24 protein-coding genes are annotated in these 23,808 nt (G+C 58.5%); 9 read left to right on the forward strand and 15 right to left on the reverse strand.

The genetic code is table 11. From position 1 onward, the window contains the following. Nucleotides 1-22 precede the first annotated feature (22 nt). Nucleotides 23-502 carry an Lrp/AsnC family transcriptional regulator gene (locus tag VHB22_RS09645; RefSeq protein ID WP_325456763.1) on the reverse strand — a complete coding sequence of 160 codons (480 nt, stop codon included), beginning with the start codon at nucleotides 500-502 and terminating at the stop codon, nucleotides 23-25. A gap of 135 nt (nucleotides 503-637) precedes the next feature. On the opposite strand from VHB22_RS09645, the gene ald reads away from it, so the two are divergent. The 3 genes from ald to VHB22_RS09660 all read left to right on the forward strand — a co-directional run bounded on the left by ald (nucleotide 638) and on the right by VHB22_RS09660 (nucleotide 2,889). Beyond that, the gene (gene ald, locus VHB22_RS09650) at nucleotides 638-1,762 is read left to right on the forward strand and encodes an alanine dehydrogenase (protein WP_325456764.1); all 1,125 of its coding nucleotides are present in this window, start codon (nucleotides 638-640) and stop codon (nucleotides 1,760-1,762) included. Between the two features lie 343 nt (nucleotides 1,763-2,105). Then, on the forward strand, nucleotides 2,106-2,465 hold the full coding sequence (locus tag VHB22_RS09655) for a hypothetical protein (protein WP_325456765.1): 360 nt from the start codon (nucleotides 2,106-2,108) through the stop codon (nucleotides 2,463-2,465). Between the two features lie 166 nt (nucleotides 2,466-2,631). Then, nucleotides 2,632-2,889 (forward strand): cysteine rich repeat-containing protein, encoded by a 258-nt coding sequence (locus VHB22_RS09660; protein ID WP_325456766.1) that lies wholly within the window; start codon nucleotides 2,632-2,634, stop codon nucleotides 2,887-2,889. Between the two features lie 110 nt (nucleotides 2,890-2,999). Here the strand turns inward: VHB22_RS09660 and VHB22_RS09665 are convergent, their stop codons facing one another. The 6 genes from VHB22_RS09665 to VHB22_RS09690 form a co-directional block, all read right to left on the reverse strand. Further along, nucleotides 3,000-4,322, reverse strand: a complete 1,323-nt coding sequence (locus VHB22_RS09665; RefSeq protein ID WP_325456767.1) for an aspartate aminotransferase family protein — start codon at nucleotides 4,320-4,322, stop codon at nucleotides 3,000-3,002. A 93-nt stretch (nucleotides 4,323-4,415) separates the two neighbouring features. Then, entirely contained in the window at nucleotides 4,416-5,870 is a 1,455-nt protein-coding gene (locus VHB22_RS09670) for an NAD-dependent succinate-semialdehyde dehydrogenase (RefSeq protein WP_325456768.1), read from the reverse strand. A gap of 18 nt (nucleotides 5,871-5,888) precedes the next feature. Continuing rightward, a complete protein-coding gene (locus VHB22_RS09675; protein ID WP_325456769.1) occupies nucleotides 5,889-7,376 on the reverse strand; it encodes an aldehyde dehydrogenase in 1,488 nt (495 codons plus the stop codon). Between the two features lie 12 nt (nucleotides 7,377-7,388). Next, complete coding sequence (locus tag VHB22_RS09680; protein ID WP_325456770.1) at nucleotides 7,389-8,738, reverse strand: glutamine synthetase family protein; 1,350 nt, start codon at nucleotides 8,736-8,738, stop codon at nucleotides 7,389-7,391. Next, a complete protein-coding gene (locus tag VHB22_RS09685) occupies nucleotides 8,735-9,487 on the reverse strand; it encodes a gamma-glutamyl-gamma-aminobutyrate hydrolase family protein (RefSeq protein WP_325456771.1) in 753 nt (250 codons plus the stop codon). Before VHB22_RS09685 ends, VHB22_RS09680 begins: the two co-directional genes overlap by 4 nt. After that, nucleotides 9,484-10,866, reverse strand: coding sequence for an aspartate aminotransferase family protein (locus VHB22_RS09690; protein ID WP_325456772.1), 1,383 nt, complete (start codon nucleotides 10,864-10,866; stop codon nucleotides 9,484-9,486). Before VHB22_RS09690 ends, VHB22_RS09685 begins: the two co-directional genes overlap by 4 nt. Before the next feature lie 328 nt (nucleotides 10,867-11,194). Between VHB22_RS09690 and VHB22_RS09695 the strand changes: the two genes are divergently transcribed. The 3 genes from VHB22_RS09695 to eutC all read left to right on the forward strand — a co-directional run bounded on the left by VHB22_RS09695 (nucleotide 11,195) and on the right by eutC (nucleotide 14,150). Beyond that, the gene (locus tag VHB22_RS09695) at nucleotides 11,195-11,884 is read left to right on the forward strand and encodes a TetR/AcrR family transcriptional regulator (RefSeq protein ID WP_325456773.1); all 690 of its coding nucleotides are present in this window, start codon (nucleotides 11,195-11,197) and stop codon (nucleotides 11,882-11,884) included. A 107-nt stretch (nucleotides 11,885-11,991) separates the two neighbouring features. After that, entirely contained in the window at nucleotides 11,992-13,377 is a 1,386-nt protein-coding gene (locus VHB22_RS09700; RefSeq protein ID WP_325456774.1) for an ethanolamine ammonia-lyase subunit EutB, read from the forward strand. Further along, the gene (gene eutC, locus VHB22_RS09705; protein ID WP_325456775.1) at nucleotides 13,374-14,150 is read left to right on the forward strand and encodes an ethanolamine ammonia-lyase subunit EutC; all 777 of its coding nucleotides are present in this window, start codon (nucleotides 13,374-13,376) and stop codon (nucleotides 14,148-14,150) included. The genes VHB22_RS09700 and eutC overlap by 4 nt, the downstream gene beginning before the upstream one ends. A 21-nt stretch (nucleotides 14,151-14,171) precedes the next feature. On the opposite strand, the gene solA is transcribed toward eutC, so the two are convergent. From solA to VHB22_RS09740, 7 genes are all read right to left on the reverse strand, one after another. Then, on the reverse strand, nucleotides 14,172-15,287 hold the full coding sequence (gene solA / locus VHB22_RS09710; RefSeq protein WP_325456776.1) for an N-methyl-L-tryptophan oxidase: 1,116 nt from the start codon (nucleotides 15,285-15,287) through the stop codon (nucleotides 14,172-14,174). A 17-nt stretch (nucleotides 15,288-15,304) separates the two neighbouring features. Next, on the reverse strand, nucleotides 15,305-16,072 hold the full coding sequence (locus VHB22_RS09715; protein ID WP_325456777.1) for an SDR family oxidoreductase: 768 nt from the start codon (nucleotides 16,070-16,072) through the stop codon (nucleotides 15,305-15,307). Nucleotides 16,073-16,169: 97 nt separating this feature from the next. Continuing rightward, nucleotides 16,170-17,714 carry an amino acid permease gene (locus VHB22_RS09720; RefSeq protein ID WP_325456778.1) on the reverse strand — a complete coding sequence of 515 codons (1,545 nt, stop codon included), beginning with the start codon at nucleotides 17,712-17,714 and terminating at the stop codon, nucleotides 16,170-16,172. Between the two features lie 304 nt (nucleotides 17,715-18,018). Next, nucleotides 18,019-19,260, reverse strand: a complete 1,242-nt coding sequence (locus tag VHB22_RS09725) for a PQQ-dependent sugar dehydrogenase (protein ID WP_325457143.1) — start codon at nucleotides 19,258-19,260, stop codon at nucleotides 18,019-18,021. A gap of 259 nt (nucleotides 19,261-19,519) precedes the next feature. Continuing rightward, on the reverse strand, nucleotides 19,520-19,747 hold the full coding sequence (locus tag VHB22_RS09730) for a hypothetical protein (protein WP_325456779.1): 228 nt from the start codon (nucleotides 19,745-19,747) through the stop codon (nucleotides 19,520-19,522). 196 nt (nucleotides 19,748-19,943) lie between these two features. Then, nucleotides 19,944-20,288: a chaperone modulator CbpM gene (locus VHB22_RS09735; RefSeq protein WP_325456780.1), complete on the reverse strand. Its 345-nt coding sequence runs from the start codon at nucleotides 20,286-20,288 to the stop codon at nucleotides 19,944-19,946. A gap of 1 nt (nucleotide 20,289) precedes the next feature. Then, the gene (locus VHB22_RS09740) at nucleotides 20,290-21,192 is read right to left on the reverse strand and encodes a DnaJ C-terminal domain-containing protein (RefSeq protein ID WP_325456781.1); all 903 of its coding nucleotides are present in this window, start codon (nucleotides 21,190-21,192) and stop codon (nucleotides 20,290-20,292) included. Nucleotides 21,193-21,411: 219 nt separating this feature from the next. On the opposite strand from VHB22_RS09740, the gene VHB22_RS09745 reads away from it, so the two are divergent. Further along, the gene (locus tag VHB22_RS09745; protein ID WP_325456782.1) at nucleotides 21,412-21,795 is read left to right on the forward strand and encodes a Rap1a/Tai family immunity protein; all 384 of its coding nucleotides are present in this window, start codon (nucleotides 21,412-21,414) and stop codon (nucleotides 21,793-21,795) included. A gap of 22 nt (nucleotides 21,796-21,817) precedes the next feature. Here VHB22_RS09745 and VHB22_RS09750 read toward each other — a convergent pair whose 3' ends face one another. Then, nucleotides 21,818-22,126, reverse strand: a complete 309-nt coding sequence (locus VHB22_RS09750) for a polyhydroxyalkanoic acid system family protein (RefSeq protein WP_325456783.1) — start codon at nucleotides 22,124-22,126, stop codon at nucleotides 21,818-21,820. 308 nt (nucleotides 22,127-22,434) lie between these two features. On the opposite strand from VHB22_RS09750, the gene VHB22_RS09755 reads away from it, so the two are divergent. Together VHB22_RS09755 and VHB22_RS09760 are read left to right on the forward strand one after the other, a co-directional pair. Then, nucleotides 22,435-22,914 (forward strand): hypothetical protein, encoded by a 480-nt coding sequence (locus VHB22_RS09755; RefSeq protein WP_325456784.1) that lies wholly within the window; start codon nucleotides 22,435-22,437, stop codon nucleotides 22,912-22,914. A gap of 443 nt (nucleotides 22,915-23,357) precedes the next feature. After that, complete coding sequence (locus VHB22_RS09760) at nucleotides 23,358-23,651, forward strand: hypothetical protein (protein ID WP_325456785.1); 294 nt, start codon at nucleotides 23,358-23,360, stop codon at nucleotides 23,649-23,651. Nucleotides 23,652-23,808 lie beyond the last annotated feature (157 nt).

Below are 23,808 nucleotides of genomic sequence, written 5' to 3' on the forward strand. Positions count from 1 at the left end.
GGCGGATCGCCGCGCAAATCGGCTATTGCGAGAGGCATGTCAGCGGTAGCGGCCGGCTTACGACTTCGCGCAGCACGAAACTCGATCGCAACCGCGAGACTCCGGGCAGCCGCGAAAGCTGTTCCTTGTGAATACGCTCGAAGTCGGCGAGGTCGTGCGCGAGGACGGTGATGATGTAATCGTCCTCTCCCGACATCATGTAGCAAGAGACGATCGAAGGCGCCGCGTCGGCGGCCTTTTCGAACGCTGCGAGCAATTCCTCATTTTGGCTTTTCAGACTGATCTGCACGATGGCCATCATCGTCAGATCGAGCGCCTTCCGGCTGATTTGCGCATGGTAGCCGTCGATGACGCCGTTTTCTTCGAGAGCCCGGATACGCCGAGCGATCGCCGTGGGTGACAATGGCACGCGGTCAGCCAGTTCGACTTGGGATTGTCGCCCGTCCGAAACGAGAGCAGCCAGGATGGCTTTATCAAGCGCGTCGAGTGGAGGTGTCGTCATTTTCCAGCGCGAATTGTCATTATTCCGCAGATTATCTGCGCAGGAAGGGCCGCCTACAAGGTAAATTGCGCTGTATCTGCACACAAAGTGCGTCATTCTACGCCGTAGAAATCGATTCTTCGCGTGGAGCGTGCCATGCGGATTGGCATTCCGACAGAGATCAAGAGCGATGAGTTTCGTGTAGGGCTGGTACCAAGCTCGGTGCGCGAGCTGACGTCACGCGGGCATGAGGTTGTCATCCAATCCGGCGCGGGCAATGGCATCTTCGCCGACAACGCGGCGTACCAGGAGGCCGGTGCGCGGATCGCCGCCAGCGCCGAGGACGTCTTTCGCTACGCCGATATGATCGTGAAAGTAAAGGAGCCGCAGCCCATCGAATGCGAGCGGTTCCGACCCAATCAAATCCTTTTCACCTATCTGCATTTGGCTCCCGATCCAGCGCAGGCCATCGGCTTGATGCAATCGGGTGTCGCCGCCATCGCCTATGAGACAGTAACGGACACGAACGGCGGCCTGCCATTGCTCGCACCGATGAGCGAAGTCGCAGGTCGCCTTTCGATCGAAGCAGCGGCAATGGCTCTACGGCGTCCGGCCGGCGGACGGGGCGTTCTGCTCGGCGGTGTGCCTGGCGTAAAACCAGCAAAAGTTGTTGTGCTCGGCGGCGGGGTCGTCGGGGCGCATGCGGCGCGAATGGCGGTCGGGCTCGGCGCAGACGTGACGATCATCGACAAGTCGCTTCCGCGCCTCCGTCATCTCGACGAATTGTTCCAAGGCCGGGTGACGACGCTTGCGTCGACAATGGATATTATCGAACACGAGGTGCTTGCGTCAGGCGTCGTTATCGGAGCGGCGCTGGTTCCAGGTGCAAGTGCGCCGAAGCTCGTAACGCGGGCGATGCTCAAACACATGAAGAAAGGGGCGGTTCTCGTCGATGTCGCGATCGATCAGGGCGGCTGCTTCGAAACATCGAAACCGACGACGCATGCGCATCCGACGTTCGAGATCGATGGTGTTGTGCACTATTGCGTGGCGAACATGCCCGGAGCCGTGCCCGTGACGTCGGCCCAGGCGTTGAACAACGCAACGCTGCCTTTCGTGATCCAACTTGCGGACAAGGGGCTCGCAGCCTTGGATCACAACCCGCACTTGGCTGCCGGATTGAACGTCAAAGATGGGCGCATCGCGCATCAGGCTGTCGCTCGGTCGCTCGGCTTCGACACTCTCGATGGTGCCCGATCTTTTCAGGTCGCTGCGGAGTAGAAATCAGAAACCCCCGTGCCGCCGTATCCCTCAACGGCGGACGACGCGCCGGCCGCTCCTTTCCCCCCAAGGAGCGGCCGGTTTTCTTTTCGATGTTTCGAGTGCAATTGGTTTGTGGCAGCAACTCAGGCTGGCGTTGTCGGAACAGCGACGACGGTTGCTGAACTCGTGTAAATTCCCTCCGCCAGCGTAATTTCGACGTATTTGACAGCCAACTCGGCGTCAGTCGCAAATCGGTCGCGATAGGCTCAAAACCGAATAAGGAATTTTCGGGGCGGCGACGGAATGCGATGCGAATCGCGTTTTATGCACAGGCATCCCATTTGGATGAGGGTTTCTACACATGACCAAATTTCGCAAATCGATTGCCGCAGCTGTTGCTGCGGCGAGCATCGTTGCAAACGTTGCCGTGACCGGGCAAGCTTCGGCTGCGCCATTCGTCTCTGGCGCTATCGCTCACGCAAAGCCGGATGCGACAGTTAACAAAGTCTACTGGCGCCGACATGGCGGCTGGGGTTGGGGACCGGGCGCTCTGTTCGGAGGCATCATCGGCGGCGCATTGATCGCTTCGGCGATTTCCGAGCATCGTGCGGCTCCGCGAGACATGGATCGCTGCGCGCGGGATTTCCCGGACTTCAGCTACCGTACGGGCACGTATATCGATCGTCGTGGCAACGAGCGAGTTTGCCCATACTTGCGTTGACGCCGTACTCTTGAAAAAAGAAGGCGCACTGGATTGCGCCGCTGCGTAAGTGGCGGCGCATTTTCATTGGGAAGCAGAGCGGAAACATCGGCAAAGAGAAGGCCTCGCGAGGTAAAGGAGTATTTACGAGTCGGCGGCCGGGACTTTGTACGTAAGGGGGGGGACGATGAAATTTTATCTCGTGGCGGCTGCGTTCATGGCTGCCGGCGCGCTTAACGCGTACGCTGCGGACGATAGAGCCAATGGCGCGCCCGCTCATGTGGTCGGCACCAGGCACGGCGTGTGCTCGGCCGACATCCAAAAGTTTTGCGCCGATGTGGAGCACGGCAAGCACAAGATTCGCGATTGCCTGTCACAACATCTGAGTGGTCTCGCTCCCGAGTGCAAAACTCGGATCGAGCGGCACGTAAAAAAAGCAAAGTAACGCTCTCGTTACGGCCGCCGCCGGTTTGGATGATCGGGAGCGGCCTTCGGCAGCGTTCTCGATTTGGCGTATTTGATTTTCAAGCGCAGTGAGATCGCAGAGTGGCCGCGTTACGTTGCGCTTTTTAAAACCTTCGCAAATGTGTCGAACAGCTGATCGATCTCATCCTTTGAAATGATAAGCGGCGGCGATAGCGCGATGATGTCGCCGGTTTGACGAACAAGAAGTCCGTTCTCAAAGCATTTAACGAAAAGTTCGTAGGCGCGTTTGGCGGGTTGTGCCGGATCGGGTTCAAACTCGACCGCGCCAATTAAGCCGATGTTGCGAAGATCGATGACGTGCGGCAAGCCCTTGAGCGCGTGCACGCGCTCTTCCCAATAGGGCGCAAGCTCGCTCGCGCGTGTCAGCAATCCTTCGTCTTCGAACGTGTCGAGTGTGCCGAGAGCCGCCGCGCACGCCATCGGATGGCCCGAGTAGGTGTATCCGTGGAAGAAGTCGATCATCCATTCCGGACCGTTCATGAACGCGTCATGGATATGCGATTTGACAAATACGGCGCCCATCGGAATCGTGCCGTTGCTGATCGCTTTTGCGGTCGTAATGATGTCGGGCGATATGCCGAAGTAGTCTGAACCGAATGGCGTACCGAGCCGGCCAAATGCCGTGATGACTTCGTCGGCAATCAGAAGAATATCGTGCTTTTTACAGATCGCTTCGAGGCGCGTTAAGTAGCCCTTTGGAGGAATGAGAACGCCCGTTGAGCAGGCGACGGGCTCGACGATCACGGCGGCAATGGTCGAAGCATCGTGCAGAGCAACGAGACGTTCGAGATCGTCGGCAAGTTCTGCGCCATGCTCCGGCTCTCCGCGCACGAAGGCGTTGCGCGACAGATCGTGTGTATGCCGGAGATGATCGACACCTGCGAGAAGTGAACCGAACATCTTCCGGTTGCCGCCGATTCCGCCGACGGACATGCCACCGAAATTGACGCCGTGATAGCCGCGCTCGCGGCCGATCAATCGAACTTTCGTGCCGTTGCCTTTGGCACGATGGTAAGCGATTGCCATTTTCAGTGCGGTTTCGACCGACTCGGAACCAGAGTTCGTGAAAAAGACGTGCTCGAAACCTTTTGGCGCTATCGAGATCAGCCGGTTCGCGGCCTCGAAAGCGCGGGTATGTCCCATCTGGAACGTCCCAGCGAAATCGAGCGTCTCGGCTTGTCGCTTGATGGCTTCGACGATTTTGGGACGGCAGTGGCCAGCGTTGACGCACCACAGCCCCGACGTGCCGTCGAGAACGCGGCGGCCATCGTTGGTGATGTAGTGGGTGCCTTCCGCGCCGACGAACAGGCGAGGTGCCTTCTTGAATTGGCGATTTGCCGAAAACGGCATCCAGAAAGCCGCAAGATCGTTGGGCTTGCTTTGTACGTTCATTGCGGCGGTCCTTTAGAAACGTGCCAGTGGTAAAGGGCTTTCATGGGGGCGCGACGCGGACGTTAAAGCATTCCGCGTTGCGCAACTTGACCGCTAATCGGTGATGCCGCCAAGGCAGAGGAATTTTGTCTCAAGATATTCCTCAAGGCCTTCCTGAGCGCCTTCGCGGCCGAGGCCGGACTGCTTGACGCCTCCGAACGGTGCGACCTCATTCGAGAACAGGCCCTCGTTAATACCGACCATTCCAGATTCAAGCGCCTCGGCGACACGCCAGGCGCGCCCGATGTCCCGACTGAACAAATAAGCGGCCAGCCCATATGGCGTGTCGTTTGCGATACGGATGGCGTCGGCTTCGGTCTCGAAACGAATAATCGAAGCGACAGGGCCGAAGATTTCTTCGCTCGCGATCTGCATCTCCGGTTTGACGCCGGTCAAAATCGTTGGTGTGAAGAAGAGCGCGCCATGAGAGTCCGGCGTGCCTCCGACCTCGATTTTCGCGCCGCGTGCGGTCGCATCGGCAAGCCGCGATTTTACCTTTGCGACGGCATCGGCGTTGATCAGTGGTCCAACCGTCGATTTCGGATCGCGTCCCGGCGCGACCGTCAGCTTTGCAACCTCCTTTTTCAAAGCGGTGACAAAGCGGTCGTAAATCCCGGCCTGCACGAGAATGCGGTTGGCGCAGACGCACGTTTGTCCTGCATTGCGGAACTTCGACGCCATTGTGCCTGAGATGGCGCGATCCAGATCCGCGTCGTCGAAGACAATCAGTGGCGCATTGCCTCCGAGTTCAAGCGTCAGTTTTTTGATCGTATCGGCCGACTGGCGATAAAGAATTCTGCCGACTTCCGTCGATCCGGTAAATGTGAGCTTGCGCACGCGGGCATCCGCAGTCAGTGCCTTTCCGACTCCGGCGGCGTCGAGGGTGGTAATGACGTTAAACACGCCCGGAGGCACACCGGCGTCTACTGCGAGCTTGGCGACGGCAAGCGCACATAGCGGCGTTTCCTCCGACGGCTTGACGATGATCGTGCATCCAGCGGCCAGTGCGCTGCTAACTTTGCGGGTGATCATCGCAAGCGGAAAATTCCACGGTGTGATCGCTGCGCAGACGCCGATAGGCTGCTTGATCGTGATAAAGCGCCGCGCCGACGCCGTCGTCGGAATGGTATGGCCGTAGGCGCGTTTGCCTTCCTCGGCGAACCACTCGACGAAAGAAGCGCCATACGCGACCTCGTTGCGCGCTTCCGTCAGCGGCTTGCCTTGCTCGGCTGTCATCAATTGCGCCAGAGCTTCGTTCTCGGACAGAAGGAGCTCATGCCACCGGCGAAGAATTTGCGCGCGTTCCTTCGAAGGTTTTGCCGCCCACTCGGGAAATGCTTTGGATGCTGCGTCGATAGCGCGACATGCGTCCTCGGCGCCCATATCGGGGACGTCGGCAAGCTTGTCGCCGGTCGCTGGATCGTAGACGGGAAATGTCTTGGATGAAGTCACCCAATCGCCGCCGATCAGGGCGGCCGTCGGAAATGTTGAGGTCGTTTTGGCGTTCATGGGCGCAACTCCGGGGGCTCAGAGCGTAATCGAAACGGATTTCAGGTCCGCATACTTATGTAAGGCGTGCAGCGAGCGATCGCGACCGAAACCGGACTGTTTAAAGCCTCCGAACGGCATCGTGATGTCGCAGCTGTCCCAGCCGTTAATCCAGACGAGGCCGGCGCGGATTTCGCGGGCAGCACGGTGTGCGAGTGAAATGTCCTTGGTCCAGAGACCGGCAGCGAGTCCATAAGTGGTGTCGTTTGCAATGCGGATGGCGTCGTCCGGCGACTTGAATTTTGTCACCGCAAGAACCGGACCGAAGACTTCCTGCCGCGCCAGCGTGGCTTCGGGGTTTACGTCGTCGAAGACAGTTGGCTCGATGTAGAAACCGCCGCTGTCCACGCGTGTGCGTTTGCCACCGAGCGCAAGTCGGGCTCCCTCGTTCTTAGCCGTTTCGATGTAGCGCAAGGCTGTTTTCATCTGCTCTTCGCTTACCATCGCGCCGGATGTCGTCGCGGGCTCAAGCGGATCGCCAGAAACGATCTTGCGCGCGACGCCGAGCAGCCGGTCGAGAAAATCATCCGCGATTGCTTCTGACACGAGAAGGCGCGAGCCCGCGGTGCAAACCTGCCCGGCATTGTAAAAGATGCCCCACGCGGCTTCGGCTGCGGCGCGGTCGAGATCGGGACAATCCGCAAATATGATATGCGGAGATTTGCCGCCGAGTTCGAGGCTAACGCGCTTCAGATTGCTTTGTCCGGAATATTGCATCAGTAGTTTACCGACCGCACCGGAGCCTGTGAAGGCGATCATGTCGACGTCGTTATGCAAGGCCAGCGCCTTGCCGGCCTCCGCGCCGAGACCTGGCACAATGTTTAAAACGCCAGCGGGGACGCCTGCTTCAAGCGCTAGTTCGCCGAGTTTCAGTGCGGTCAGCGGCGATTGCTCTGCAGGCTTCAGGATGACTGAGTTTCCCATCGCGAGTGCGGGCGCGACTTTCCACATCGCCATATGCAATGGAAAATTCCACGGGACGATGGCACCGACGACGCCAAGCGGTTCGTGGACGGCGAACGAGAACCGATCAGGCGCTTCGGGGCCAACCTCACCGTAAACCTTGTCGAGTGCTTCGGCGTAATAGCGCAATGATCGGATTGCATTTGGAATGTCGCCTTGCAGCGCGTTCGTGATCGGCTTTCCGACATCGAGGCTTTCAAGAACGGCAAGATTTTCCGCTTCGCGCTCCATCAATTCCGCGAGCTTGAAAAGAATGCGCTTCTTGTCGCGATAGTGAAGCTTTCGCCATCGCCCGTCCTCGAACGCGCGGCGCGCACTTTTTACGGCAGCATCGATCTCGGTTTCGTCGCATTGCGCGATGTGATTGAGAATGCGTCCGTTCCGGGGGCCAACATTCGCGAAGGTCTTTCCGGATGCGCTGGGCACATGCTTGCCGTCGATGACGGCTTCGCCTGGGAGCTTCAATGAACCGGCGAGCGCTTCGAAATGCGCGAGCGATGTCATGACGTAAATGCCTTATGCAACTTGGGCGTACCACGCGTGATCGAGCGACGTGACGATGCGTTCGAAATTCGCTCGTTCCGTCTGTTTCAAGCGATAATAGACGTCCTGGAACGCCGGTCCGAATGCGTCTCTAACGACTCTCGATTTATGGAAGCCTTCAAGAGCGTTAAACCAGATTGTCGGCAGCTGCGGAGCGTCGCAACCATCTGGATCGCCTTCGGCTACGGGCCCAGGCTCGATCTTGTTTGCCATGCCGTGCCGAATTCCGGTGAGTATGGCGGCGAGAACGAGAAAGGGATTGGCATCGGCTCCGGCAACGCGATGCTCGACACGCGTGGCCGGACCGGAGGCGCGCGGAATACGGAGCGCGACGTTGCGATTGTTGAATCCCCAATGCGCGGCCATCGAGACATAATTCTTTGGAACATACCGGCGATAGGAATTTGCCGATTGCGCCCAAACCGCCATGAAATCGCACATTGTCGCCTGCAGTCCCCCAATGGCGTGGCGGAACAGCGGCGACATCGGATCACCTGAAAAGACGTTGTGACCGTCGCGATCGAATAAGCTCGCGTGCAGGTGCATTCCGGAGCCCGGCCACTCATGGTGCGGTTTCGCCATGAATGTCGCCTCAAGCCCGTGGGCCTTTGCGGCAGCCTTGACGCAACGCTTCAACAATAACCCATCGGTCGCGGCGCCGACCGCATCGGCTTTATGTTTGAGATTGATTTCGAACTGTCCCGGCCCCGATTCCTGCATGATTGCGTCGACCGGGAGACCTTGTGAGTCAGCAATCTTGTAAATTGTATCGATGAAAGGCGACAGGACGTCGATCTCGTCGAACTGAAATGTCATCGGACGCTCGGGGTCGTCCGACAGGCCGTCCGGCGTTTCCAGCTTGAAAGCCCCGTTCGTTTGCGGCTTGGTCACATAGAATTCGAGCTCGACCGCAACGACCGGCGTTTGTCCCAAAGCGTCGAACTCCGAGACTTGTTTTGCTAGGACGCCGCGCGGACAAAGATCGTCCGGCTCGGAGACGGAGATGACGGCCTGCGCGTGTCTACCTTCGCCAACGGGGATGGGCCGTAGGGTGCCTTCCAGCATGCGGAACTGAACGTCAGGGTCGCCCGTCTCCCAAAGCCTGCCTGTTTCCTCGATGCAATTGCCGCGCGCATCCATGACAAATACCGTCGATGGAATGAGCAAGCCGTTCTTCGCGACGCCAAGGAGATCGTCGCGCCGGAATCGCTTTCCCCGCGGAATGCCGTTCATGTCGAACAGGATGAGATCGATCCACCTTACGTCGGGGTTGGCGTTAAGAAACGCCTCGGTTTCGTCGATGGTAATGAACGTGTCGCTCATGCTGCGCGGCCCTTCGCAATTCTGCTGCGGGCTGCGTCGCCGAAGCGGCGGAAGAGGACAACCGACGCGGGATTGGTGTCGGGGTGCCACTCCGGATGCCACTGCACGCCGAGAGAAAACGCATTTCCATCAGGTGCTCGAATAGCTTCGATAAGGCCGTCTTCCGCGAAAGCTTCGGCGACCAGAGGCGCCGCCAGTTTTTTGATGCCCTGCCAATGCAGCGAATTCACTGTCAGCTGTTCTTTGCCGAGCCAATTTTTTAGCTCGCCCGCAAGACGAACCTGATGCTTCGGCCCGAACTTGATCTCGTAATCCTCATCCGCCGGTTCGCGATGATCGTGATGTCCATCGACGGTGTGCACCGCCTGGTGCAAAGTGCCGCCGAGCGCGACGTTGAATTCCTGAAATCCGCGACAGATCGCGAATAGCGGGATCTTGCGTTCAACGGCAGTTCGGATCAAAGGCAGCGTCAACGCATCCCGGTCGCGATCGACGCTTTTGGGATCTAACGGCTGCTCGTCGCCGTAATGCAGCGGCTCGACGTTCGAGAGACTTCCCGAGAGCAAAATACCATCGGCAACCTCCAGCACGGAGCCGATGTCTGCCATGCTCTTGCCAAGCGGTATCAGCAGCGGTTGGCATTCGGAGACTTCGGCGACGGCAGCCGAGTACTTTCGTCCGACTACATCGAACGTCAGACCTCCAATGTCCTTCGTGCAGCTTGGAATCACAACGATGGGGCGGCTCATGCCGTCACTTCTCCTTTGACATCGGCGAGCGTTTGATCGAGCGCTTTTTGGATGGCCGTGCCCGCTTCATCGAATTGCGCTTCCGTCCAGATCAAGGGAGGGGCGCATACCATGGTGTCGAAAACCGCGCGCATGATGAAGCCGCCGCGGAAGAAATGATCGCGGCAGATCAGTCCAACGCGACCGGGATCGGCAAAGCGGCGGCGTGTCTTCTTGTCAGCGACGAGTTCGATGGCGCCCATCATGCCGACGGAGCGAACCTCTCCGACGATCGGATGGTCCTTGAAGCGCGACAACAGTCTCGCGAGCGCCGGGCCAGTCTCATCCTTCACGCGCGGTACGAGACGTTCGCGCTCCATGATCTCTAAATTCTTCAAAGCGACGGCGCAGGCGACGGGGTGGCCTGAGAACGTGTAGCCGTGATTGAAGTCATCGTTCTCGGCCATCAGCGCATCGACGATCTTGTCGTCAACGAGCACACCGGAAAGGGGAATGTAGCCGGAGGTTGCCGCTTTTGCGAAGGTAATCAGGTTCGGACGAATGCCGTAGTATTCGGACGCGAACCACGATCCGAGACGGCCGAAGCCGGTGATCACTTCGTCAGCTAACAGCAGGATGCCGTACTTATCGACGATGCGCTGCACTTCCGGCCAATAGCTGTCAGGTGCGATCTTCACACCGCCCGCGCCTTGCACCGGTTCTCCAGCGAAGGCGGCGACATTCTCCGGCCCGAAGCGCAGAATTTCGTCTTCGATCGCGCGGGCCGCGCGAAGTCCGAAAGCTTCCGGTGTTTCGCCGTCGAAGGATTCGTCATACCAGCAGGGGTCCATTACGTGGCGAAAGCCTTCGTACACGGGATAGCTGTGGTGATGCACGTGGCTCATGCCGCCCATCGAGCCGGATGCGATGGTCGAGCCGTGGTATGCATTCTTGCGGCTGATGATGATCCGGCGTTTCGGCTCTCCCTTTAGCGCCCAGTAATGGCGGATAAGGCGGATCGCGGTGTCATTCGATTCCGAACCCGAAGACCCAAAAAAAACCTGATTGAGGTTGGCGGGCGCTAATTCCGCGAGCTTTCGCGCGAGGGCGACGACGGGAGGGTGCGTCGTCTTAAAAAACGTATTGTAGAATGGCAGCTCTAGGATCTGATCGTAGGCTGCCTGGGCTAGCTCCTTGTTGCCGTAGCCGATGTTCGTTGTCCAAAGCCCGGCCATTCCGTCGAGGATGCGCGCGCCTTCGCTATCGTAAAGATAAGCACCTTCGCCCTTGACGATGACGCGCGGCCCTTCGGTCCGCAGCGATTGATGCGTCGTGAAGGGGTGAAGATGATGCTGCGAGTCGAGATCTTGGAATTGCTTAGTCTTGATGCGATTGGACACGGCACTGTCTCCAGCGAATGGCACACTCGGATGACCGGCGAAAGAACGGCTGAGAGACGTCATTGCGGCGTATAGCCGATGCGTGCACAAAGCTTCAGAAGCTCGCGCTTTGGATGGGGAAGCTCGTCTCTGGCCAGCATTGGCAATAGGCGAAGCCCGGCGCAATGTAGGCGCAAAGCGATGAGCCAGAGATGCATCGATCCCATCGACGGAGTTCCAATGCCGAAGCCCGGAAAAAAGGACTTAATTTTATTGACCGGGCGGGCTTTACTTGCTTTCTGATAAAACTAAAGTCTACACCGTAGAAGTGTCAAGAGGGTTGGAAAGAATGGTTGCCTTAAACACCCGGGCGCGTCGCAAGGTCGATAAGCAGGCCATTCTGGAAGCCGCGTTTGAGCTTTTTGCCAATGAAGGCGAAAGCGGCTTTTCCATCCGCAAGCTCGCGGGCATTCTCGGCGTCGATCCGATGACGGTGCTGCATCATTTCCGCTCTAAGGAAGAGTTGTTGAGGGCGATCGCAGACCACGCTTTGCAAGGCGTCGAGGTGCCGGTGGCGACGAAGTGCTGGCGGAGTGATCTGAGGGCAGTTGCCGACTCCTATCGCTCGCTCGCGCATCGCTACCCGCGCATATTTCACCTTCATTTTCGCTATCATGCGACCGGGCCTGCCGACCACGTATCGAGCGAGATCGTTTACTGCGCCATGCGCCGCGCGGGCTTGGCCGATGCAGAAGCGGCGGGACTGGGTCTTGCATTCTACGCTTTCATTTTGGGGTTTGCGCTGGCCGAAGCAGAAGGTTTGTTGCGGCCTATCGGGGACGCTGACGAAGCAGAACTGAACGCGCTCGATCCTGTGGCCTACAAAGCCACGCGCTCTCTGGTATCTGCGCTGAAGGCACTCGACCCGGGAGCGGCGTTTCGCGCATCGATCGATGCCTTCATAGCCGGTGTGGCGGAGCAAGCCAGATTAGGCGCGTCGCAGGCCTCGGCGAAATCGAAGGGGGCAATTACTGCATAAGGATCATGCAGCCGTGACAAACATTTGCCCGGTAATTCCCGCTTGCGCGCCGTCCGTTCGGAGACATTATTGAGGACGGCTGGCGGTTCAGGACCAGGAGAACGCTTATGTACAAGGTGCAGGCCGGCGGGACGACCTACGCATTTGCGACACTGAAGGAATTGCTCGCGAAGGCGACGCCGCCGCGCTCCGGAGACGTGCTGGCGGGCATTGCCGCAACATCGGCGGCCGAAAACGTTGCTGCCAAAATGGCGCTCTCCGATGTTCCTCTGAAAACGTTTCTAGCGGAAGCGGTCGTTCCCTATGAGGACGACGACGTGACCCGGCTCATCATCGACACGCACGATGCGGCTGCCTTTTCGCCCGTCGCACACATGACGGTCGGTGAATTCCGCGATTGGCTCCTTTCCGAAAAAGCGACGGCCGAAACTGTTTCCGCACTTGCGCCGGGGCTGACGCCGGAGATGGTTGCAGCGGTGTCGAAGATCATGCGCAATCAGGATCTCGTCCTCGGCGCAAAAAAAGCGCACGTCGTCACCAAGTTCCGCAACACCATCGGATTGCCCGGTCACATGTCGGTGCGACTGCAACCCAATCATCCCACCGACGACAAGAAAGGGATTGCGGCGTCCATCGTCGACGGCCTGATGTACGGTTGCGGCGATGCCGTCATCGGCATCAATCCGGCGAGCGACAATGTTACGGCGATCACCGATCTCTTACAGATGATGGATGACATCATCCGCCGCTTTGAAATCCCGACTCAAAGCTGCGTGCTGACCCACGTCACGACGACGATAGACGCGATCGCGAAAGGGGCGCCCGTCGATCTGGTATTCCAGTCGATTGCGGGCACCGAGGCGGCCAATGCTTCGTTTGGCGTAACTCTCGCGCATCTCAAAGAAGGCCGAGAAGCGGCGCTCTCGATTAAACGCGGCACCGTCGGCGACAACTGCATGTATTTCGAGACGGGGCAGGGTTCAGCGCTTTCGGCGGAGGCGCATCACGGCGCCGACCAGCAGACTCTCGAAGCCCGCGCGTATGCGGTGGCTCGTCAATTCAAGCCTCTGCTCGTCAACACCGTCGTCGGTTTCATCGGGCCGGAATATCTCTACAACGGCAAGGAGATCATCCGTGCGGGGCTGGAGGATCATTTCTGCGGCAAGCTGCTCGGGCTGCCGATGGGCTGCGATGTTTGCTACACAAACCACGCCGAGGCCGATCAGGACGACATGGACATTCTCCTGATGATGCTCGGCGCGGCAGGCGTTACGTTCATCATGGGCATTCCAGGCGCCGATGACATCATGCTGAACTATCAATCGACGTCGTTTCACGACGCACTTTATGTCCGTGAGGCGTTGGGTCTGAAGCGCGCACCGGAATTCGAGGAATGGCTGTCGCGCATTGGTGTGACCGATCCGACAGGCCATCTTGCGCCGCATCGGCCCGGTAATCCGCTTCTCACTCACGCGCAGGGGATGGCGGCATGACGACGGATCCCTGGGCCAACCTTCGCCAGTTTACGGATGCTCGCATCGGTCTCGGACGTTCGGGCGCGGCGATGCCGACGCGCGAAGTTTTGAATTTCGCGCTATCGCACGCCATGGCGCGTGATGCGGTGACGACGCCCCTCGATTGGGCGCCGATCGAGCAGGGGCTTCACGCGCTCGGGCTCGAAACCGTTCGCATCAAGAGCGCATCGCATGACCGCTCGGAATATTTGCGGCGCCCTGACCTTGGTCGCAGACTATCGTCGGAATCGCGCGAGGCGTTGCAGCAACTTTCCGAAACGGCATTGACGAAACTCGATCTCGTCGTTCTTGTCGGAGACGGCCTTTCGTCGATGGGTGTTGCGGCTAATGTCGTGTCGACAATGTCCGCCTTTCTCGATCATGCGCGCCGCGCCGGATGGCAACTGGGGCCGGTACTTTTGGCGGATGACGCTCGCGTCGCGCTGGGCGACGAGGCTGGTGAGATTTTGGGCGCGAAAGCCGTGTTGGTTTTGATCGGTGAGCGGCCTGGGTTGTCATCGCCCGACAGCCTCGGCGCCTATCTCACGTTTGCGCCGCGCGTTGGCCTGAAGGATGCCGACCGCAATTGCATTTCGAACATCCGGCCGCGCGGGCTCTCTTACGATGAAGCGGCGTTTAAGGCCGCATGGCTATTGCGCGAAGCGCTTCGCCGCGGGCTTTCCGGCGTCAATCTGAAAGATGAATCGCAATTCCTGATCGAAGGCCGCAACGGCCCTGAGTTGCTTAAATAGACGCGCTTGGTTTTTAAATAGCTAGCGGAACCTTGTGATCTTAAACGGCGAGAGATCGAACTTTGGCGGCCTGTTCATCGCGAGGTCTGCGAGAATTTCGCCGATCGCACTCGAAAACTTGAAGCCATGGCCTGAACATGGCGATGCAACGATAACCTCTTCAAAGCCCGGCATCGTATCGATTACGAAGTGCTCGTCGGGCGTATTCGTGAACATGCATGTGCGCATGGCGAGAAGATCGCCGTCGGCATCGGGGAAAAAACGTTTCAGACCTGATCGCAGCGCGGCTTCGTCGGCCGCATTCGGTTCGCGCGAGAGTTCGTCGGCCAGCCCTTGTTCCTTGAGATGATGGTAGCGGCCAATCTTGAATCCGGGCACGCCCCACACGGGGAACTGATAGAAATGGCCGTCTTCGGACTTGAGGTTCGAAACGGGAAAGCATCCAAGCCGGAAGCGCTCGGGCTTTTTCGGACGGAACCAGCCGAGCACCTGGCGCTCTGGAACCGTCGTCGACTTCAACGCGGGAATATGCTCGCCGATCCAGGCTCCTGTGGAGATCACTAAACGTCCGGTTTCGTACGTGCCTCTTGTCGTTGTGACCTTGACGCCGCCACCGGAGAGCCGGTCGAAATCCAGGATTGCTTCGCGCGCCCGTAGCGTCGCGCCAGCGTTCATTGCTAACGTCGCAGCTGCGATGACGGCTCGCTCCGATGCAACGAAGCCGCCATCGGCCTGATACACCGCAGCGTAACCTTCCGGAATTTTATATCCTGGATAGCGCGCGTTCACCGCGGTTGCATCGAGCAGTTCGTGAGAAAGACGATGCAGATTGCAGCTTTCGAGCGAACCGTTGAGGATCTCGGAGCCCGATGGGCCGATATCCAGCGAGCCGGTGATGAAGAGAAGTTGCTCCCCGAAAAGCTGTTCCGTCTGTCGCCAAAGCTCATACGCCCGCCGCAGGACCGGCACATAAAGCGGGTGCTCGAAATAGGCGAGCCGAACGATCCGGTGCACGCCATGCGACGAGCCCATGCTGTTCGGGATATCATAGCGATCGAGACCCAGAACACGCTGTCCCCGCTGCGCGAGATGCCAGCAGGTCTGGGCGCCCATGGCGCCGACGCCGGCAACGATCATGTCAAAAAAGTTTTGGCTCATACAGCGGTAAAGCAATTGTCGACGAAGAGATGCGCACCGTTGACGAAGCTTGCTTCGTCGCTGGCGAGGAACAGCGCCGCGCGGGCAACCTCCTCGGGCTCGCAGAGCCGGCCCTGCTGAACGGCAAGGGCCTCTTCGGAGGCATCGACCCCGAGCTTCGTCAGCTCGGCGACTTCGCGAAGACCATGGGGCGTTTTGACGAAGCCGGGACATACCGCATTGCAACGGATTCCCCTATCGCGATATTCGACGGCGATGGAACGGGCAAACATGTGGCATGCGCCCTTTGACGTATTGTACGCCGTTTCCATCGGTGTCGCGGCGACGGCTGAGATCGACGACGTACAAACGATCGAACCGCTTCCCTGAGCGAGCATGCCCGGCAGCACGGCCTTCGTCATGAGGAACATGCTTCGGACGTTGATGCCCATCAGCCATTCCCATTCATCAAGCGTCATGTCTAGGAACGGTTTAATGATGATGGTCCCGGCATGATTGAACAGTACATTTGCCGGACCGAGCGCGGAAGTCGCGCTTTCAACGGCAGCATTAACTTGCGCTTCGTCCGCGACGTCTGCGGCAGCGAAGACGGCTTTGCCGCCTGCTTTGTTGATTTCCTCGACGACGGCTTCTCCAGCGTCCTTGTTTCGATCGATGACGCCGACTGCCGCGCCCTCGGCTGCAAAAAGCCGGGACGAAGCTCCGCCCATGCCGGTTGCTCCGCCAGATATAATCGCGATCTTTCCTTTGAGCCGGTTAGCCATCGTCCATCCTCCCTAATCAGAAATCACGCACACTATTTCATAGATACGGGCCGGATCGATTGATCCGGCCCGCCCTAAATGTTGACATTGAACGGGCTTAGTGCCCTTCGCCGACGGCAGCCTCCGCCGCTTTGATTTCAGCCTGCCGCTTGGCGATCATGTCGCCGATGGGCGGGCCTTTGAAGCGGTTGCGTTCGAACGCAAGCCAGATGATGCCGGTCAATATCAAGAACCCGATCGTAATGTTCAACGCCCAGTCGTTCGGCGGCTGGATGCCGATGATGAAGATCAGGATGATGGAAATGATCGAAAGTACGCTGAACAGCGCATAGAGCGGCCATCCCATATTCCAAGGTCCCATCTTCGGCCATTTCGCCGTCCCGAAAGCAAAAAGTCCGAGCGTGATCGGGATTGCAAAGGAGAAGAACAGGAAGATGACGGTACACGAGACGACGATCGTATAGGCGGACGTGCCGGCGATCGAGACGACGGACGCCCCCCAGACGAACAGCCAAGCGGCGATGGCGCCGGTCCAGATCGCGGTCACCGGCGTCCGATACTTTGGCGACACCCTGGAGAGCGCCTTCGAGGCTGGCAAGCCGCCGTCACGGGCGAACGCAAAGATCATCCGCGATGCCGACGTGACTGTCGCCAGGCCACAAAGCAATTGCGAGATGAAGATCGCAATGTAGAGCGCTTCCTTGATGCCTCCGGGAACACGCTGATCCATTGCCCAGAAGAAGACGTTCCAGCCCTGTTTGGCAGCTTCATCCATATTCGGAATCATCAGCACGAACGCTGACAGCATGAGCCAGCCGAAGAGCAGCGACCAGACGACCGACATCACCATGCCTTTCGGCACCGAACGAGCGGCATCGACCGTTTCTTCCGATGTGTGGGCCGAAGCGTCGTATCCGGTAATGGTGTAGATCGGCAGCAGGAGGCCGAGCAGGAACACCCAGGTATCCGATACCGCGGGCCACACGCCGCCGCCGGCTTCACCGGAGTAATTATGGAAGGTGAAGAGGCGGCTAAAATCCCAGCTCGGTGCAAAAATCAGACAGACAATCGCAAGGATGACCGAGGTCGCAAAGATGAGGTAACCTGAGAAGTCCGTGAGCTTGGCCGTAAGCGTAATTCCATAGTGATTGATCAGAGCCATCGTGCCGGTGATGATCGCCAGGAAGATGGTTTGATTTGTCAGATTATTTTCAATGCCAAGCCCCGGAAAGGCGCCCTCGAAGAAGGTCCAGGTTCCGGCATTGATAGCGCCGAGAACGGTGACAAGGCCGAGTAGGTTGAACCATGCCGTTAGCCAGCCGGTAAAGCGGTTGCCCAGAATCGAGCCCCAATGGTAGAGGCCGCCCGCCGTTGGATAAGCCGAGCTAATCTGCGCCATCGCGAGAGCGAAGACGCCGGATATGAAACAGCCTAGCGGCCAGCCGATTCCTATGCCGATGCCACCGGAGCCGGACGTTGCCTGCGCCAACGAATTGATGCCGCCTGACAGGATACAGATAATCGAGAATGAAATTGCGAAGTTCGAGAACGTATGCATGCGCCGGGCAAGTTCCTGCGCATAGCCCATCGAGTGGAGGACTTTGATGTCCTCGTCGATAACTTTTGATTCTGGTGCACTCATTGAAGTCCCCCAGCAAGTAGTTCCCATAGGGAAATTCTGGGCGACGTGACGCTATTCGTCACCTCAGCGTGACGGCGTCCCAATTTCCGAAATGAGTTTGGGCGTAAGCCGGGGAAAGTGTCAATCTCTATGCACGATTAAAGATCAGGCAGATGCCACGACAATTGGGCGATCGATCGAGCCAGCACTGACAGGCGCGTGGAAGCCTCGGTGTGGTGCGTGGCTTGGGCGCCATTCCTAATGAAAAAGGAGCAAGACGTCATACGCCCTGCTCCCTGAGTTTAAATCGGTCTTCCGGGCCGGGTTATTGAAGCGGCTTGTTGGCCTTGGCCAGCAAATCCTCTGTCGGCTCCAACCGGTAGAGCGATGCTGCGGTGCCGTCGGTCAGGAGGTAAATATAGCCGTCAGCCGAGACGGCGACATCGCGAATGCGCCCAATCGTGTTGTGGAGATAACGACGTTCCCGGGTGACGACACCGTTCGTCACCTCAAGCCGAACGAGGCATTGTCCGACAAGCGTGCCAACCAGGAAGTTGCCCAGCCAGTCTTCGGGCATGACCGAACCCGAATACGAAACTAGGCTCGCGGTTGCGACCGAGGGCACCCAGTGATGCACCGAATCGATCAGCCCCGGCGCCGACGTCAGATTGGAAATGATCGTGTCGTCATAGTTGGTACCGAACGTCACGAGCGGCCACCCGTAGTTGCCGCCTGAGGTGATGAGGTTCAGCTCGTCACCGCCCTTCGGCCCTTGCTCGACCGACCACAGCCGGCCATCGCCCGCATTGCCGATGAGGCCCTGCGGATTGCGGTGACCGTAGCTATAGATTTCGGGAAGGGCGTCCGGCCGTCCGACGAAAGGGTTATCGTCAGGGATGCTGCCGTCGTCGCGAATGCGGATGATCTTGCCACCGTCGTCCATCAGGTTCTGAGCCCGCTCCATCTGGAAACGGTCCCCGATGGTCAAATAAAGCATTCCGTCCGGTCCGAAGGCGAGGCGGCCGCCGATCTGGTCGGTAGCGTTCTTGATCGCCGGCCGGCTTTCGAAAATGACCTGCTTGTCGATCAGCGCCATGCCATCGAGGCGGGCACGGAGAATTCGGATGGTGGAACCGTTGGGGCCGCCGTGCATGTAGGATAAAAACAGCCGGTGGGTATTCGGAAAGTTACGATCGACGAGTACGTCCAGAAGGCCGGAATGGCCCCCAACGCTGACCTCAGGCACACCGCTGATCGAGTCGGACAACATCGTGTCGCCTTCGATGATGCGCAGGCCGCCCGGCCGTTCCGTGACCAGCATCCGGCCGTCCGGAAGAAAAGCCATGGCCCATGGCAGTTTTAGCTTGCCGTCAACGATCTTTTTCAGCTCGAACGGAAATTCGCTGTCGGGGACATATTCGGGGGGCGCAGCCGTTGTCGAGGTTTGCGGCTCGCCGACAGATACCTCGGCTCCCGCGTCTGCGGGAAGCAAGAGGGAAAGACCTGATAAAAGTGCCGTCGCTAGTCCATTCCGTATTCCAGAGCGACCCAGCAAACCCGATGCCACTTGGTTCAAATTGCGCCTCCAGCACAGTTCGATGACTGAATAATTTCAGCCGCGTGACACTATGCGAAAAGAAGGCGCCAGCAAGCCCGCCAAATGAATATTCTGACGGCTTTCGGCTTAGGACACTCGCAATAAGCCGCGCTTCGCGGCGCAACAGGCGGAGGGTGTTATTACCGCGGTCGAAAAAAGGGGAAGGGTCGCCGGTTGCTGGAGACGAAGGGTTCGCAAGTTGGACTCGCTTCCCGCGCTGGCTCCCGGATCAGAAAAGGGTCAACTGACGATGCACGTCGGAGTCCGAGGCGTGTTGGCACGGCTCAGGCTCCGCGGCCGCGAATGCAACAGCGTACGGAAACAAGGTTGAGATTGCGCCGCTCTGAAACATCGCGTCCACGCGGGCAGCTTCGGCCATCATCTCGGCGATGTCCTCCGGGCTGTCGATTTCTTGGGAAGGTGCGGGACGCGGACGGGTCATCAACTTGAGCGACATAACGCAATACTTTCTCTGCCGGATCGCCAGGGTGAACTGTACGCCTGGCTGTGGAGGACTGTATGCGAGATGCCCGTCGATTCCGTTAATGAGGCGAGGGGCTTAGCGGTGTACTTAACATCTTGTGAAAGCAATCGTTCGAATGCCGCCGAGTGCCGCTCAAACGTCTCGAATTGGCATTCTGCGGCTCTCGACGCTATTCGCGCGAACCTGTGCGCAGGTCTGAAAGCGTGCCCTCAAGATGCGCGACGAGCCGGGTACGGAGGTCGTCCGGACCTGACTGTACTGCCGACAGAAGCTCGTTAAGCGTCCGCCGCACTCCGTGAAGCTGATCGAGCAGGTGCAAGATCACGCCGATACCTTCATCGTTGACGCCTATGCCGCCTTTCAGGTCATTGATCAAATGCGCCCGTGCGACGTCGATGTCGGAGAATTCCGTTTCGCCGTTCTGATTGGCCGGGATCAGCCAGCCGGCGGCGACCCACTCTTTCACGGCGTTGTCTTCGACGCGCGCGCGAATGAGGAACTCATGATAAAGCATCTCAAGCCTCCGTGCTCTGATGCGGCGTACCTGTGCCGAGCTGCCAATCCCTGATAAGCTTTTCGAGGTCGGGATCGGGTTTCTCGGGCAATACGATTTTCAGGGTGACATATTCGTCGCCGTTGGCGCCGTCAGCCCGGCGGATGCCTTTTCCTTTGAGGCGGAGCACGCGGCCGGTATTGGACCATTTCGGCACGGTCATCGTCACCGAGCCTCCGATCGTCGGCACGTTGATCTTGCCTCCGAGCACGGCATCGGCGAGCGGCAACTGCAAATCGACGTGAATGTCGTCACCTTTCCGCGTAAATACCGGGTGCGGTCGAATGCCGATTTCGATCAGGGCGTCGCCCGGTGAGCCGCCATTTAAGCCGGGACCGCCTTTGCCGCGCAGCCGGAGCGTTTGTCCATCCCGTGTGCCGGCCGGGATCGATACCTCCAGAACCGATCCGTCAGGGAGCGTCAGCTGCTTCATCCCACCGTTGACCGCGTCGAGAAAATCGAGCTCCAGCCGGTAGTGCATGTCCTGCCCACGCATGCGGACGTTGCTGCGTGCGCCGCGCCGGAAGATGCTAGAGAAAATATCGTCGTCGCCGGAGAAATCGGAGAAGCCTTCATTGGTCGCGTACGGGTCTGCCTGAGTGCCGGCATAATTGCGATAGTATTCGCGTTGTGGGCGTTCGGCGCCCGATGCATCGATTTCGCCGCGATCGTAACGCGCACGCTTATCGGCATCGCCCAACACGTCATACGCGCCCGAGACCTTCTTGAACTCGTCTTCGGCGGCTTTATTTCCAGGGTTGAGGTCAGGGTGCAGCTTTTTGGCAAGCTTGCGGTAGGCTTTTTGAATGTCATCCTGAGAGGCGTCTTTGCTGACGCCGAGAACTTTGTACGGATCGTCGCTCAATGGGCATGCTCCAGTTCATCCGCAACAATGGTAGGCGGTATTACGCAAAGGCTGCAAGGTAAACTCAACCGTGAGAATACGTCGTCTCCGTACGCTTTTGGGGCTTTCCTATGCGAGGCGGCGCGAACCTCGGAAAACGTCTCTTAACCGCAAGATACTTTAGTGCAAGACATACCGGCGTGCTTGCATTCACCGGCTGGCTTTGCTTTCTAACTCGACATGCAGCTGCGGCTGCTATGGAAGGGTAATTCGCTGTCCAAAGTTTTATTTATCGTCGCGTTTTGTGCATCGATGCTCCACGCCCTACCGCTCAGGGCTGAGCAGGATATCCACGCCGGCAAGTTTTGGCTGTCCCACTGCCAAAAAGCGGACATGGCGTGCATCGGTTATCTTCAGGCTCTGCTCGACATAAACAATCTCGACAGGGAAAACGGTGTCGACGTGAAATGGTGCGCGCCCCATGTTTTGCGTCTGGACGATTTGCGACTAACGATCATTCGCGATTTGAAAGCACATCCCGACCAGCTTTCGCTTCCCTTCATCAACCTTGCGACCAAGGCATTAATCACGGCCTATCCCTGCATCGAGGATTTGGCGAAGTGAGCCGATTGGTCTTCAGCAGTTGCTATTTTTTCTCCAGCAGGATTTGTCCGCGCGACCGGATCGCGGTCTGAAGGCCTTCCGCGAGTTTTTGCAGGAACCACGGAAGCATAATCTCGACCCGGACATTTGAGTCATCGACGGTTGCCTTGCCTGCCGCCGATTGCCCCAATGCCGCGAGCTTGAATGTCAGTTGATTACTATTCCAAACTTCTTCTTCGATCGCGAGCAGCGGAGCGCCGGCGGCGATGCGCGCAAATCCGGTTTTCAATCGCTGGATCGCTTCGTCCTTGCCGAGCGTGTGCGGAATATCGACGATCACCGGGCGTGACATTAGTTCTATCTCCCTGAATGCCGGTATTAGTACGAAGGAGAACTTCGGACCACGCTTTGAAGTTCGGTTTTTATGGCCAGCCGCAAGCCTTGAGACGTTAGGCCAAAGTGCGAGCGTCCGGTCGTCAAAATTCGCCGCAGGATAGAAAAATTGAAGAATGGCGGTGCGGACGCCCCGAGACAGGCATTAACAAACAGCCGTTTACTTTGTTGTCGCTTCGCACGGAGGTCACGCTGAATTCGGGTTAGGACCGGCGGGAACAGGAAACACCGTTGTTCGTTACATGGTCCGATACATAGGCGGCCGCAGTGAGATTTCGCACATTCATCATCTGTTTGTCGTATGCCGTGATGGTCAGCGGAACTGTCGCGGCAATAGCCGATCTCGGCAGAACGATGGCGCGGCACGCAGCATCAGTGTTGACCTTCGCGGAAGCAGAGGACGCTCCGATTTCGCGGGTAGAGCGCGGACTCGAAGTCCAGGCTCGCGCCGCAGCCTGGCAGCCCGCTCGTTATCGAGTTGAAGCGCGGGCGCTTTCTTCGCCGGATATGTCCGCGCCCCAGCTTGCGGCTCTCATGGATGCCGCCGAACGTGCATCCTTGCCTGCGCCGGTCGCTCCCATCGCGCGGACGCGGCCTGTTGATGATCAGCCTCCGGTTCCGCAAGTCCATACTCCCAGGCCTCGCGTTGCAGGCTGGATAAAACGGGCTCGGCCGAATCGGCCCGATGAGCACGTTGCGGAAAGCACCGCGCGAATCATCGAGCGCAGCCTCAAGGCCGAAATTTGATCTTGGACTGAAAATTCGGCTGTGTTGCTCGCAACTTGCAGTCGGGCTGAGCATCCACTTCCAAGTTGATGCCGTCACGTCACATGAGGGAGAAAAATAGATATTCGGCGTTCGCCCGGCTTGCCGCATCCGACCCAAATCAGATTGTTTCAGTGAGCCGACGGCAGCAGTCGTGCCGCGTAGTTGTTGCTCCCGGATTTACGGGATGACTTCTCCCCCGAAGTCTACATCGGCGGAGGCAGAACACACGCCGTCCCCAATAGCGGTTCTGTCTGAGCGATAAGCTCGAAAGAGAGCGGCCTGAAGTGCCGCTCTCTTTTCGTTTCGGGCCGATGCATTCTGTGAACGGTGTTTTGGCGGTGTCGGCCGTTAACCTCGGACGTTCGTGTGGAACCCGTGTCGGAAGACGACCGTTTTCTGAGAAACCAACTCAGGAGACGCCAATGGCTATTTATACCGATCCCCGAACCGGCGAGACCCGCGAAGTCGATGACATGGTCCGCCCAACCACTTACGGCTCTTCTTGGGGCGTGATTGCCGTGCTGGTCATCGCGGTCGCCCTGGCCGCGTGGTATTTCTACGGCCGCGCAAGCCCGACAATTGATAACACGAACTCTTCGGCCGTTACGCAACCGGCTCCGGCCCCGTATCCGGTCAATCCAACACCACCGTCGCCAACGGCGACCACGCCGTCGGCTCCGTCCAATAGTACTCCGGCCGCTCCCAATACGCCGTAGTAAACGCGCACAATGGTTAGAGCGGGACGTTTTCCGGGACGTCCCGCTCTTTGCGCGCGCCTTTCGAAGACGAGCCGGCGGCCGCTTGGTCAGTGGTTCATTTCGCCGGGGACGGGCAAGCAGACTTTTCGCTCAAGGGCGCAAACTCCGTCGGATG

Source organism: Hyphomicrobium sp., assembly GCF_035548195.1.
GTDB lineage: Bacteria > Pseudomonadota > Alphaproteobacteria > Rhizobiales > Hyphomicrobiaceae > Hyphomicrobium_B.

Excerpts from the sequence above, each read along its gene's own strand:
- VHB22_RS09720 (WP_325456778.1), bottom strand. The coding sequence starts at position 17,714 with ATGAGTGCACCAGAATCAAAAGTTATCGACGAGGACATCAAAGTCCTC.
- VHB22_RS09735 (WP_325456780.1), bottom strand. The coding sequence starts at position 20,288 with ATGCTTTATCATGAGTTCCTCATTCGCGCGCGCGTCGAAGACAACGCC.
- VHB22_RS09750 (WP_325456783.1), bottom strand. The coding sequence starts at position 22,126 with ATGTCACGCCCGGTGATCGTCGATATTCCGCACACGCTCGGCAAGGAC.
- VHB22_RS09680 (WP_325456770.1), bottom strand. The coding sequence starts at position 8,738 with ATGAGCGACACGTTCATTACCATCGACGAAACCGAGGCGTTTCTTAAC.
- solA (WP_325456776.1), bottom strand. The coding sequence starts at position 15,287 with ATGATCGTTGCCGGCGTCGGCGCCATGGGCGCCCAGACCTGCTGGCAT.
- eutC (WP_325456775.1), top strand. The coding sequence starts at position 13,374 with ATGACGACGGATCCCTGGGCCAACCTTCGCCAGTTTACGGATGCTCGC.
- VHB22_RS09670 (WP_325456768.1), bottom strand. The coding sequence starts at position 5,870 with ATGAACGCCAAAACGACCTCAACATTTCCGACGGCCGCCCTGATCGGC.
- VHB22_RS09675 (WP_325456769.1), bottom strand. The coding sequence starts at position 7,376 with ATGACATCGCTCGCGCATTTCGAAGCGCTCGCCGGTTCATTGAAGCTC.
- VHB22_RS09685 (WP_325456771.1), bottom strand. The coding sequence starts at position 9,487 with ATGAGCCGCCCCATCGTTGTGATTCCAAGCTGCACGAAGGACATTGGA.
- VHB22_RS09760 (WP_325456785.1), top strand. The coding sequence starts at position 23,358 with ATGGCTATTTATACCGATCCCCGAACCGGCGAGACCCGCGAAGTCGAT.
- VHB22_RS09715 (WP_325456777.1), bottom strand. The coding sequence starts at position 16,072 with ATGGCTAACCGGCTCAAAGGAAAGATCGCGATTATATCTGGCGGAGCA.
- VHB22_RS09745 (WP_325456782.1), top strand. The coding sequence starts at position 21,412 with ATGCAGCTGCGGCTGCTATGGAAGGGTAATTCGCTGTCCAAAGTTTTA.
- VHB22_RS09655 (WP_325456765.1), top strand. The coding sequence starts at position 2,106 with ATGACCAAATTTCGCAAATCGATTGCCGCAGCTGTTGCTGCGGCGAGC.
- VHB22_RS09660 (WP_325456766.1), top strand. The coding sequence starts at position 2,632 with ATGAAATTTTATCTCGTGGCGGCTGCGTTCATGGCTGCCGGCGCGCTT.
- VHB22_RS09730 (WP_325456779.1), bottom strand. The coding sequence starts at position 19,747 with ATGTCGCTCAAGTTGATGACCCGTCCGCGTCCCGCACCTTCCCAAGAA.
- VHB22_RS09665 (WP_325456767.1), bottom strand. The coding sequence starts at position 4,322 with ATGAACGTACAAAGCAAGCCCAACGATCTTGCGGCTTTCTGGATGCCG.
- ald (WP_325456764.1), top strand. The coding sequence starts at position 638 with ATGCGGATTGGCATTCCGACAGAGATCAAGAGCGATGAGTTTCGTGTA.
- VHB22_RS09645 (WP_325456763.1), bottom strand. The coding sequence starts at position 502 with ATGACGACACCTCCACTCGACGCGCTTGATAAAGCCATCCTGGCTGCT.
- VHB22_RS09700 (WP_325456774.1), top strand. The coding sequence starts at position 11,992 with ATGTACAAGGTGCAGGCCGGCGGGACGACCTACGCATTTGCGACACTG.
- VHB22_RS09695 (WP_325456773.1), top strand. The coding sequence starts at position 11,195 with ATGGTTGCCTTAAACACCCGGGCGCGTCGCAAGGTCGATAAGCAGGCC.